The sequence below is a fragment of the Dictyobacter arantiisoli genome, from assembly GCF_008326305.1.
In the GTDB taxonomy this organism is placed as follows: domain Bacteria; phylum Chloroflexota; class Ktedonobacteria; order Ktedonobacterales; family Ktedonobacteraceae; genus Dictyobacter; species Dictyobacter arantiisoli.
This window is the reverse complement of record NZ_BIXY01000093.1, coordinates 17,540-30,521: the sequence shown is the minus strand read 5'-3', so window position 1 is coordinate 30,521 and position 12,982 is coordinate 17,540. Positions and strand designations below refer to the sequence as shown.

Here is a 12,982-nt window from a genome sequence, read left to right as displayed (position 1 = left end):
TCCTGAACTGTTTGGAATTTATCAATTTCCTTTACATCGTTCAGGAGGTTTTTTAGGTTTCACTTCCTTTGTTGAGTCTTTTATCACTCGAATATTTGTTCGAAAGATTCGGGGTGACCCATGTTCATGGGTGTATTTCCCCTCTTCATGGATGAATCTATGGTGCTGCATGTAGGTTATATAGCTGTCAGTGATCTGCCGTAGAGATAGAGGAACCAGTCTAGTTCGATGAGGTCATGGGTGTTGAGCAGGATGTGCAGCGAGCGTAATACGTCCTGGAGATCCTGCCAGGACGGTGTTTTCTCTGTTTGATAGCCTATTTTCTGTAGGTGTTCTCAGGTGGCGGCGTTGACGATGCCTATGTCCTGGGGATGGAAGATCATGCCGAGTCCGGTGGCGTTGTTCTCGCCAAAGCCTTTGGTGTTATAGACGAGTAGCGCCTGTTCCGATGCTGTCAGGGTGGCATCATTGAACGTGTGCAGAGCCTGTTTTAACAGCGAGAATCTGAGTGCTTGATCTTTGATCATCGGGGCAAAGGTACCCGTTGATTGACCATAAATATAGTTGCCGTGCAGCTCTAGCTGTCCTGCCAAAAGCGCTTTTTCCAGATCATGGATCTTTAAGTTCTGCTCGGCCATCGTTTTGAGCAATTTGGTCTGTTCATAATATTTAAAGTAAAGCTGCAAATCGATCCTATGGCTATGCAAATAGGTACGGGACTCGAGGCACCAGACTTCACGATCAAACGTCTCGACATCTGGCAGGGATTCTGGATCAGCTAGCAATGTGCGGATCTGACCCGCACGCTGCTGGCGTACATGGACAATAAAGTTAGCCAGCGGATCGTGCCGGAAATTAACATAGGCAGCACGTAATTTATCAACATCATTAATCGGCATTAGAGACGACTCCTTCTATTATTATGACAAAAGATAGGTATTGTGTTCTCGTATAGTCATTCGTATGAAAGCTTGCGACGTCATCATAGGTCAACTCTATCTGCCAGCCTGCAATCCTTCCCATGCCTCCACCACGCGAGCAGGATGAGCAACCGCCGGGTCAGCCGGCCCCGGCACCAGCAGCGTCTCGTATGGCTCGCCGCTCTCCATTGCCCGCTGCAACTCATCATAGATCCTTGCATTTCTTTGTATTAATACGGGACCTATTGATGCAGGGAATAATTTTTGTTCATTTCTAAAAGTCGCGAAACTATCTCTTTTTTTGCAACATCACATATTGTAAAAAAAAGATGGCCTCGTTCGTTTAAATAAAAATCATGTTTCAAATCAATGTCACTCCAATGATAACCAGCAAGGGTCATCAAATCTATTTCTGTGTGAAGTTGTCTCCATTGGATAATCTCTTCGTCACAGCATTGGGGATTATGAAATAATTTATAGGCAGCCGTCAAACCAATTTGACGATCTGTCAGTAATTTTTGTCGATGATCATGATATATAGCTCCAATATTAGCCATATGAGCTTTTGATTCGACATCTAAATTTTCAGGGAAAGGAAACGTTTCAAAACAATCTGTTGGAGCATATCGCACATCAGTTCGCATGGTCGACGCATTACGGCGAATCCAAACATCATGTAAACTAGACTGTAGTAAACAGAAATGGTAGTTATCATCAAAAGCAAAAATGATAGTTTGTTCGCTATAAATCCATCCCTTTGGAATGAAAATAAGCATGTGTAAATCACTTACACGACATCGTGCCAAAACACGACTAAGCGGTGCAATGGCTTGACGTAACTCCCGGCGATAAGAATTAAACAGCCACCAATTTTTTCTATCCCTTTCCTGCTTGACTTTATTTCTGCCAGGTTTGACGCGCTGTTCAATAATAGACAATAAGCTTGGATATTTTTTAGCCTCATCTAAAGATTTATCACTAAAGCAAATAACATAACGACTGGGATGCTGATCTGGATAATTATTGAGGTCATCACCATCAAGATAAGGATAAATACACTCAAGATTAATTTCATCTTCTTGTATAAGAGATTGGGCTTCTTCTGGCTCTAGTATAAAACCACTACCTCGTAATATATCTCCTTGAAAAGATTTTTTGTTATTTTTCATTATCTTTAGAGCTTTTATTTCTGGTTCACTATCTAATCGCGAAGAAATAAAAGCTACTTTTTCACCATCTAGAATACACTCTTCATTCCCAATGCCTTTGTAAACTCCTATCAGATTGACTTCTACATTGGCATCATGGGGCCACTTGATAAAACGATTAGCAAATGTAATTGTGCCATTGTCCTGTATAATTGTTTCTAATCCTGCCTCACGTGTGTCCCCTTGACCAATAGTATTGGTTGTAACTAGGCCTAATCTAGCTCCAGGTTTTATTGACATGAATGATTTACATAAAAATGCAGCACAAAGATCTGCCCTGTTTACGAAATGCTCATAAGTAGCAGTTAGGAGGTGTCTATATCTATCACCAAATGTGCTGCTAATTTTTAATCCACCTAGAAATGGCGGGTTGCCCAATACGACATCAAAGCCGCCGGACCAGCCGGTTTGCTCGTTCTCTGGTGCCTGGATGTTGGCGGGTATATCAAATACTTCGGGAAATTCGAGATGCCAGTGGAAGAATTTATATTGCTTTGTTAACCGCTGTATCTCTTTATTTATGTTATCAGATACTTTGTTTTCTTGAATGTTGCGAAAAACATCATAGGTGATAGCTGGATGATCTTGTAGTTTCTTCCAGACGAAGGCGGCACACCAGGCATCAGCTTGTAGCTTGCCTATTTGGTACTCTGCTGACTTCTTGATTTTGTCATACACCTCTTGTTTTTGATGTATATTGGTTACATGGTCGTCTGGCATTGCTTCTAAACGTCGTGTATCGGCTGCTAATTTGGCGTGATAGCCCAGTGGATTGTATTCTACATTTGTCCACAGACCTCTTTGACCAGTATGTTCGATCTTGTTTTGTTTTTTGAGAGCACTACTGACCTTCTTATCGTCGCCCTCGATTGGCTCGAAGGCGCTGTCAGGTATGCCGTTTTTGAGCAGCATGGGGGTAGTGCCAAGCAAACTGTTGCCGCAGAGGATATGAGAGTCTAGGAAGGAGAGAGGTTTACCGGGATCAATAGTCTCCATCCAGAGGTTGACTTTGCAGAGTTCGACGGCCATGGGGTTGATGTCTACTCCGTAGATGCAACTTCCTACTACCATGCGCAGGGCTTTGCGGCGCTCGTCGGGAGCGGGCTCTTCATCCCCGGTGCGGATGGCGGCGAGCTTTTTGGCGATGCGGTGCGCAGCTGCGATCAGGAAGTGTCCACTGCCACAGGCGGGATCGCAGATCTTGAGGTTGAGGATGGCTTGCTCGGCCTCATCTTCGTTCTTGTCCTGGCTGTCGGCTGCTTGCAGGACGGGATCGAGCGCGGAGTCGAGCAGGCAATCGATCAGGTTGGTGGGCGTGTAGTAGCTGCCGGAGGTTTTGCGTTCATTGCCGCTGACCTGCTTGAGCTTGAAGTCGGCCACTCCGCTTTCGCCGATGGTGAGGGCGGGATGCAGTTCCAGCAGTGATTCATAGACGCTACCCAGTTCCTCAGAGCCGAGATTTTTATAGTCTACCGTGCGCCGTATACTCTTATCGTTAATGGTAGAGAGCGAGCGTATGGCATCCAGTAGGGCATAGTTGGTCAGTCCACAGCCAGCGAGATCTTTGACGGAATCCGTTGCAAAGAGGAAGCCGTTGAGGGCAGGCAGGCCGAGGTCCTCATAGCCTTCACTGGCCGCCAGCTTCTCCATGATGATCCACAGGCTGCGATACAGATCGGTGTGACGGGTGCCGATGCGCTGCTCCGCGAGTTGGCGCAGGTGGCGGGTCGAATAGTAGCTGAGATAGCGCTGTTTGGCCTCTGTACTGGCATGGGGATGAAAGAGCACTTCCCGATCCTCGGCCACAAAGAGGATGATCAGGCGATAGACGAGGCGCAATACCTGCCGATAGTAGTCCTGCGATGAGAGGGTTCCTTCGCGCAATTTGGTGCGGAGCTGGAAATTGGCGGGCGAGGTACAGGTCAGGAAGCCCTTGCCCAGCGCGTTAATCGCCTGCTCAACCCCATCGCGCAATTGATCGAGGGCGCGTACACCATTCTCCTGTGCTATCTTTGTCCACTGCTCAAGCCAGCAGTCCGCCGGGCGCTCGCCCTCGAAGCGAGATTGATGACAGAGCAGCCAGAAGAGCGCGAAGTCTGCATAGGCCTCACCCTGCATCATCTTTTCCAGATCGAATTCGACATACGCCTGTCGTGTCAGGCTGACATTGCGGCGCAGCAGGCGCAACTTCTTGCCGTTAGAGACGATCCCCCACAGATGCTGATTGGAATTGTTTAAGAGTTCCTGCACCAGACTATAGGCGCTATTGCGAAACTTCGTGCCGGGCGTATGCAGCACCGTATCCAGATCCTGCTCATAGCCGACTAGATGGATGGGGATATTTTCCCAACCATAGCTAATTGGATAGCTCTTCTCTTTGCCTTCCAGATAGATTGGTTCCCTGGTTGGCGAAAGGCGTCCATAGCCGAAGATCTCAAAAATACGTAACAGCCAGCGGTTCAGGGTAAGTTCACGGACCTTCCCATCCACATGGGATTTGTGTACCTCGTTCTGGAAGTTATTCCACAAGGGCAGGAGTTGGAGCCAGGCGGCATTGATCTCCTCGTTGAGTCTGGAACCTTCCCGATGATAAGTAGTCGGTGTCAGGCCAACGAGATTAGGATCAAATTGCTCAATACGTTGCAAGATATCAATCGGAAGCAGCGTCCCTTCGGATATGATGCTGGAGAAGAGGGCGCGTTGTTGTTTACGAAGTGCGGCGGTAGCCATGATTTATTGAACCTCTCTAGGACTGCGACTGATAGGGAAGATAGACATACATGCCCAGCACATCGGGCGGCAACTGAGGCTCGACGCTGACACGCACACTGAGGGCAGCCGAACGACGTACCCGGCGATGCGCTTCGCGCAGTTCTCTCGCCCGTTCTCTTGCCAACTCATTCATGCGTGGACTCAGATACTCATCAAAGTTGTCGAGGATATTTTGCAGGAAGAAGTTGGCTTGCTCACGCGAGATATTCTCATCCGGTGTTGCGGCCAGCAGGTTTTTGATATATGCCTCATCCTCGATCCAGTCCGCTTTCTTTGGAGCACCTCGGAAGGCAAAGACCTGACAATCCTCAGCCAGGAGCGGCTGTGGATCATCGGGCGTGGAAATATGGAAGCGCAGGCGGACCAGTAACAGGGTCGTGCGTTTCTCAACCAGACGCGTATACATCACGCCACTGCGATAGGCGATCCGTTTACGAAAAGGATCATCCACCGAATCTAGTGCAGTATCCATCACATAGGCCGCCAGCCCTTCTACCAGTGGATGGGTGCGGCTGAGCTTGAGCGCATCGGAGGGCGCTGCCGCATTAAAGCTGAGCTTGAGTTTTGATTGCTTGTTTGTGACAAAGCGATTAATATTGATTGCGTCGCGTAAGGCATCCGGCACCTCTTTTAGCTCAACCTCAAAGTTATCCGCGTTAAGCTTGCGTACCGTTGCGCCATAGCCCTTCAATGCCTCTAGCGTAAAGGACTGTACATCCTCCTGCTCGCCGATTGCGGCATGCACGGCGGCCAGTTCCTGCTTCACCTCATCCACCTTGATACTGCGCTGCGCATAGATTGCCCGCGACCGTGCCTGCTTCTCGCGATTCTCAATGGCATCCCATTGCCGATCCAACTTTGCCCGCTGCTGATACGACTGATCATCAAAGCCAGGGAGTGCACCCTGGGCATGAGAGTTTTTCGAGCCGCGTAACAGCAATCCTTCGAGTACCGCCTCTAAGACCTGTTCTGTATCGGCGGGCACCGGTACAGAAACACCCAACGTCTTGCGAATACTCTTATGCTTCTTGATCAAGACTTCCAGCACCAGACCATCGATCTGGTTATCCGCTCCGAAGTAGGTCACCACGCGCACCTTTGGACTGATCTGTCCAAAGCGATCCACGCGGCCCTCGCGCTGCTCATGGCGAGTGGGATTCCAGGAGAGATCATAGTGGACAACGGCATTGAAATAGGTTTGCAGGTTGATACCTTCGCTCAAACAGTCGGTACAGACCAGTACACGCTGGGGCGCTTCAGCCAATTGGATAATGCGTTCCTCCCGTTCCACCGGCGGTTGCAGACCTGTAATCGCAGCCACCTCAACCCCTTTGAGCGCTTTGCGCAGTTCAGCCGCCACATACTCGGCGGTCGGAATGAAGCGACAGAAGACAATCGGCTGATAGCCCTGCGTTACCATCTCGCGGATCAGCTTGATGGCATCCTGGAGCTTGCGATCCTTCGCCCCCTGTAACTGTTCCGCCTGATCGGCCATCGCGTGTAAGCGGCTCTGTCTCTGGGATGTAGTGCCGTTAGCCGTCTCGAAATCGCCGCCGGGAGCAACATCCATGCCTTCCAGAGCATCCTGATCTACCAGATCCAGCACGGTATGCCGACCAATCTGGTCCACCTCCTCAACAGTTTCAGCATCAGCGACGGCGGCGCGATTGCGTAGCGTTGTCATCGCGGCAGCGGGACTGGAGGCCAGTGAGCGCAACAGTGCCAGTGCGGACCACCAGCGCACGCGCTGTCGATTCTTGCTGCCACTGGGATCTTTCACCGTCTCACGAGCGTATTCAAGCACCTCCTCAAAGAAATGCTTATACTCGGGCGTCAGATGATAATCCTGATTGCTATCCGCGCGATCCGGGAAGAGCGTCTCTTTATCCAGATAGGAGCGGATATCGGCACGGCGGCGCTGGATAAATTGAGCTGCAAGCTGTTCTCGATACTTCTCATTCTGGCTGCCACTCAGATCAGCGGGAAGCGTCTCAAAAGTGGGATTGAGCAGTCGGAGCAGCGAGCGGAATGCCTCTTCATTGCCACTATGGGGAGTCGCCGTGACCATAATCAGATGGCGCTGCTCCTGTTTTGCGAGTTCTGTCAGCAGGCGATAGCGCTGATGGCGACTGCCGCTGCCCTCACCTGCATAGGCACAGGTATGCGCCTCATCCACGATTACCAATTCTGGACAATACTGAACAAACTTGTCACGGTAGCGATCAGACTTCACGAAATCGATTGAAATAATCAAAAAGGGATAATGCTGGAAGACAGATTCGTCCTGACGGCAGGCGCGTTCAAGCTGTGTAATGGTACTGGAGAGGACCAGCTCGGCATCGATATGAAATTTATCCTGTAATTCAGCTTGCCACTGTTCCGCCAGATGGGGAGGGCAGAGCACCGCCATACGCGAGACCTCTTTGCGATCAAGCAACTCACGTGCGATCAGTCCCGCCTCTACCGTCTTACCAATGCCAACATCATCAGAGATCAGGATACGAATCGGATCGAGGCGCAACGCCATCAGCAAGGGGACAAGTTGATAGGGGCGCGGCTCGACAGCGATTCGTGCGAACGAGCGAAAGGGCCCGGCACTGGATCGAAAGCCAAAGCGCACCGCATCGCGTAGCAAGCGACCGGAAAAATAATCTCCAGACTGCGTAGGATCGGGAGGCTGAAACTGAGCGGACTCCACATCTTGAGACTCAAGTGGAAGATAGATACCCGCCACCTCATCATTGGTGCCGCCCAGCGGGCGTAAAATAAGCATCTGTTCATCAGATTCGGGCAACACAATCCACTCGCGCCCACGGGCCTTCACGAGTGAACCAACAGCAAAATTCATTGTATTCTCCTGAAGATATTAGGATTTTTGGCTATCTGTGCTTCCCAGGTATGCGGAGCACCAAAACGCACGATCATGTATCCTTCATCGATGAGATCCTCAAGTACCTCCTCATCGCGTTGCTGACGCTCAGGATAGCGCTCGACATCTCCATCGATATAAATTGCGGCACGGGTTTGGGCATGGTAGAAATCAGGATGAGCCTGCGCGGGAGCGGCCAGCTCAGAGGGCGTGAATTGATAGCCTTGCTCGTGCAGGAACTGCAACCAGGCTTGTTCCACCTCTGAACGAGCGATCAGTTCTACGACTGGCTGCTCATGGCTGCTAGATGTACTCATGCTGCGGAAGTTTACAGTCGTCTGACACAATTCCAGCAGGATATCCCGGATGGACGCCCGATCCAGCAGCAGATGATCCCGCTGATTGGCATAGGTCATCAAGCAGTTATAGCAGGCGGCCTCACAATCCTCGGCTGCCCCCTCGGCTCGCCTGAGATTCTCGCCAGTCGTGGGATCATAGTGGCAGAGTAGCAACGCCTCACGCGCCACCTGTTGCAGGGCCGTTGGATCATCCACCAACTGGCGCAGCACACCTGCACCACCCTCAGAGGACTCATAAAACAGAATGAAATGTCGTTCTTTGCTATTCGGCAACGGCTCCGCAGCCAATTCATTATCTTCAAGCTGATAATGTAACTGGATGGCGCTTTTGAGCGCGGATTGTAACGAAGCCATTTGTTGCTCATGCAGTTTCAAAGCGGGATCTGGCTCGAAAAGCAGACAATTGCGCGTATCTTCCACATAGGGTATGACGCGGGTATATGGCTGGCTACCAGGCTTGCTTTGATCACTGGCGGCATCTTGTTCGCTCCTCCAATAGCCCCGTTGTGTATCCAGCAAAAATCCCTTCACATCACTCTTGCGGCGCAGGGGGCCAAAGTTGATCCGTGATAAGGTTGCTGATTGACCATATGTCACCTTCCCTAACTGTCCATAGGGACCATCCAGGCTAGCCTCGACAAATGAAGCAAAGCGTACCGCTGTACGCACATTGTAGCCCTGACGCTGGCGTTCCTCCTCATCGGAACTGATACGGTCACGGCGCTTTGTCGAGACGCTCTGTAAGCGGAAGAGACCGCTCAGAGGAGCCTCTAGCCGGGTGTGACAATATTCGCAGAGATCAATGAGCTTTTCGTCGCTCTGCCAGTGCAGATAGCCGCAATGCGTACATTGCTTGACTGTGCGCGTCAAGACCGCCGAGCCATCCTCAGTCACCGAGAGGAGCGCCCGATTGATGACATAACGAGATCCCTCGTGATAGATAATCGCGTTGGGCGCAAACTCCGAAATCGCCAGGAAACGTGGACGTGAGAGATATTCATCCTTCTGCTTCTTGCGGCGAGCAGGTATGTAGGCCGCCAGTGGTAAGCGCGGGAAATTATAGCCCGGCAAAAAGCCCTCGCTTGCCATATAGCGATAGCTATAGAAGTCAGATTGGTCCAGTGAGCCATCGTTGGTAAGCAGGCTTAATTGAGAGGTCGCCTCTTGTCGCAAGCGTTCCGCTGTCTCCTTCTCATTCTTACTTTTCGAGGAATCGCGAATAATCTGCGTCTGTTGATCGAATTGTTCCAGGGCCGTCTCATAGAGCCTACGCCAGCGTGTACAAGCATCGTTAAATCTATTCTCAACGGCATTCAGTGTCGTCGCCAGCCAGTTCGTCGAGCGTAACCACTCGGCGGTCTCATCCGCCTCTTGTACCAGAGTCTTCAGGACGCGTTGAGCGTGTTCCTCTGCTCGTTCACGAGCATCTAACCTCTCAAGCTCATGCTTCACATCCGGTAACAACTGCAAGCTTGGCGTCTGACCTGCCACATCCAGTAGATCCTTCAGGGAGCCTTCCAGTGAGAGATTGGTTTCCGCTAACCAGATCGCATAGACGTGGGCGCGCACCAGATCTTCATTCATCAGATCCAGGCGTGGTGGCGATACAGCACCCTGCACCATCTCTTCGGGATGGCGGAAGAAATATTGATCATGTGAGCTACCGGTAGAACAATAGGAGAAGACCAGTGCCGGCTGGCCGCTGCGTCCGGCGCGACCACTGCGCTGGGCATAATTGGCCGGGGTCGGAGGAATATTGCGCATATTGACTAGATTGAGTTCCGCGATATCTACGCCCAGTTCCATCGTAGGCGAGCAATACAGGATCGGAAGGATATTCTTGCGGAAATCATCCTCACGCTTCATACGCTCCTCATTGGTCACCTGTGCCGTATGCTCACGAGCCTCAATCCCCAGCAAGTATTCGGCCTTTTCCTGATAGAACTTGCGAAAGAATGTATTGACTGCCCGCTCGGTATCTGGTGGATGTGGAACGCGAATGGGGTCATGCAGTGCCACCTCACCATTGCCCTCGCGCCAAATCAGCGCTGAGGCGGGGAGTTGATAGCCCGCGATCCCATGCTTCTCATCCGGCTCCAGCACTACCTCAACCAGACCGGCGTTACGCAACCCATCCAGCAACTGAACAATCAGAGTACCAGCCTCGGTCGTGCTCAGGGTTGGCGCATAATCCTTAAAGGTTGTCTTGCGGCGGAGATAGCGACCAAAGCCGCTGCGGCCAGAGAGATAGCGATGACTTCCATCATCGAACTGTCCTTTGCTGCGCGGAATAAGAATGGGCGCATACTCTTTCTGTTCCTGCTCATCCAATGCCCATGGAGCGATCAGGCGCTGATTACTCTGCTGCTGAAGTGCATCCTGATAATCTTTATTAAGATAATCGACCTTGATCACCAGTTCGCGGCGCATATAATCCAGTAGCGTCTTACTTATCTCGCGGCGCGTGGCGGGACTGGCCTGCTGTAAGGCAGGATGCATATTTTGCCAGATCTCCTCATCCTCACAGACTTCAGCGAGTGAGAGATAGTCGATCACCAGGAGACCACTTTGCTCCAGATTGGGTGACGTAATACGCCAACCACGCTTCAGATCGCGATAGAGCCGATAGCCAAGGACATTGCGAAAAGCCTTGTTTGTCTCTGCCAGTGCCGCATATTTGACCTTATCATCAACAGCGTAATGAGCCATTGGCAGATGGAGCGTCTCAAAGACCTTCATCGTCAGCGTATCGTGTGACAGACCTTCTTCGCCTGCCTGTTTCACGGCCTGATAGAGGGCAGAACGCAATAGACCGATTTCGATGTAATCGTTGAAATGGCCTGCCTGTAGTGAGGCATCCTGACGATTATCGGTGAAGCTGAGTAGTTTGGGCGCGACTCCCAGTAAATCCCCAGCATGTCTGGCTTCATTCACATGACGAATAGCTGAGAGGCTGAGAATCGTTGTTGAAGTGCTGCGTCCTTCAGAACTCAGCGAGCTTAATTTCGCGAAATCGTTATCCTGGGTGGAGTCATATTCAACGCCGCAAGAGAGGCAGAGGCGAAAGGGGGCGCGCAGAAAGTGTCCATCAGTTCCCTCTTCTTCAGGGCCAACAATTTCACCATCGGCTCGCACCCGTATTGGCAAGGGACGCAAATCTTTCTTGGTGTGTGCGAGTGCCATACGACCATTGGCGCGTTCCTCCTTCCAATCTTCTGGCAACCAGCCATCGATTTCTTCACTTGTACGCGGCCACGGCTTGTCCGCACTGAGATAGAGATAGCCCGGTTTTCCTTCCAACTCCTCATTTGTACGATCATTCAACTCGCGCTTTGAGAGCAGTGCATCATTCTTCTTGCGGACACAATAGTATTCCTGTCCACATTCTCGACAGAAGACCAGGGGCAGCAAGATCTGACTGCGCTCCGTTCCCGGCACAAATTGTTGATAGTGGATGGTGAGATGGCGCTGTGACGCGGCCTCTAGCGAGGCATAGACCATATCGCCCTTACTGATAAATTGATGCAAGCGGAAGGCAAATGGCGAGCGTCCTGTCTGTGGATGCTGAACCTGTTCGTAGCCAGCCAGCAGCCCATCTTCAATTATCTTACTACATCGCTCGACTGGCACACCGGTTAAACTGGACAGACGCACGGCGGCACTAGTATCCCCACCAGTGATGCGCAGCGGACGTGTCCGCACCAGACGCTCCTCTCTGGTGGTGATGCCAAAGGTGCTTTCCAGCCAGGTTGAGAGGGGATCGTGAATAAAATCTGTGTAGGTCTGAGGATGCTTGTCCGCCGCGTTGGCGACGCGCTCCCGCAATTGATCCAGGAACGCTGGTGACTCCTCGTCAACTGTACTGGTTGTACGCACAAGCGTTTCACTAATCACATGTTCAGGCGAGACGGTTGTGCCGAAGAGACGGGAGGCCATCGCAGCTACTTCTCGACGTTGTTCAACGTACGAGTCACCACCGGCCAGCGTCGCCGATGTCCCAACATATTGCAGGGGCTGATCTGGCTCCGTCAGACGATCCCGCACGCGGCGCACCAGTAAAGCGACATCTGCTCCCTGACGGCCTCGATAGGTATGTAATTCGTCCAGAACCAGGAAACGCAGGTTCGTCGAGGCAATAAGATCGCGCTCACGGGGGCGTGTTAGAATCAACTCTAGCATCACATAGTTTGTAAGCAAAATATCTGGTGGATCAGCAATAATTGCCTCTCGCTCTGCCTTACTTTCCTGACCAGTATAGCGTGCCGAGCGTACCTTGCCGGCGAATAGACCCTGTAAATATTTATCTAGCTCATTCTTCTGACTATTCGCCAACGCATTCATTGGATAGACCACAATCGCCTTGATGCCACGCTGCTCTGGATGCTGAAGTACATAATTTACAATCGGGATAATATAGGCCAGACTTTTACCTGAGCCTGTACCCGTCGTCAGGACATAGCTATGCCCACCATTGGCAATCCGAATCGCCTCCTCCTGATGCTTATGCAGGAAAAGAGGCTCACCGTTCGGCTGCTCATCTGACTTATTCCGACGAAAAATATGTGCACAATCAGGATGAAGGATCTTTTCTGTGATCAGCCCATCAATGCTCTCACCCTGGGCAAAGAGAGGATTTAATTGGATTAATGGCTCCGGCCAGAGGGCGCCGCCTTTAAAAAGTTCATGCTCAATAAAGTTGTGTATCTTCGTGTCACGTATCTTAATAAAACTCTTAATGTAAGCGGAGTAATCATCAATAATTGTATTGCGAAGTTCAAATATATTCATAGGCTGTCCTTGCCAATATTAAAAACATGTCGCTGAATTGTATCCCTTGTATAAATAGAAGTCAAT

At 50.9% G+C, this 12,982-nt stretch carries 5 protein-coding genes; all 5 read right to left on the bottom strand.

The genetic code is table 11. The features are described from left to right. Positions 1–335: 335 nt before the first annotated feature. Complete coding sequence (locus tag F1593_RS23115) at positions 336–899, bottom strand: hypothetical protein (protein ID WP_149403926.1); 564 nt, start codon at positions 897–899, stop codon at positions 336–338. A 96-nt stretch (positions 900–995) separates the two neighbouring features. After that, positions 996–1,121 (bottom strand): hypothetical protein, encoded by a 126-nt coding sequence (locus F1593_RS29650; RefSeq protein WP_268907081.1) that lies wholly within the window; start codon positions 1,119–1,121, stop codon positions 996–998. Positions 1,122–1,162: 41 nt separating this feature from the next. Then, positions 1,163–4,858 carry an Eco57I restriction-modification methylase domain-containing protein gene (locus F1593_RS23110; protein WP_149403925.1) on the bottom strand — a complete coding sequence of 1,232 codons (3,696 nt, stop codon included), beginning with the start codon at positions 4,856–4,858 and terminating at the stop codon, positions 1,163–1,165. A 16-nt stretch (positions 4,859–4,874) separates the two neighbouring features. Continuing rightward, on the bottom strand, positions 4,875–7,748 hold the full coding sequence (locus F1593_RS23105) for a DUF8741 domain-containing protein (RefSeq protein ID WP_149403924.1): 2,874 nt from the start codon (positions 7,746–7,748) through the stop codon (positions 4,875–4,877). Continuing rightward, positions 7,745–12,916, bottom strand: coding sequence for a DEAD/DEAH box helicase (locus F1593_RS23100; RefSeq protein ID WP_149403923.1), 5,172 nt, complete (start codon positions 12,914–12,916; stop codon positions 7,745–7,747). The genes F1593_RS23105 and F1593_RS23100 overlap by 4 nt, the downstream gene beginning before the upstream one ends. Positions 12,917–12,982 lie beyond the last annotated feature (66 nt).

Excerpts from the sequence above, each read along its gene's own strand:
- F1593_RS23115 (WP_149403926.1), bottom strand. The coding sequence starts at position 899 with ATGCCGATTAATGATGTTGATAAATTACGTGCTGCCTATGTTAATTTC.
- F1593_RS23110 (WP_149403925.1), bottom strand. The coding sequence starts at position 4,858 with ATGGCTACCGCCGCACTTCGTAAACAACAACGCGCCCTCTTCTCCAGC.
- F1593_RS23105 (WP_149403924.1), bottom strand. The coding sequence starts at position 7,748 with ATGAATTTTGCTGTTGGTTCACTCGTGAAGGCCCGTGGGCGCGAGTGG.
- F1593_RS23100 (WP_149403923.1), bottom strand. The coding sequence starts at position 12,916 with ATGAATATATTTGAACTTCGCAATACAATTATTGATGATTACTCCGCT.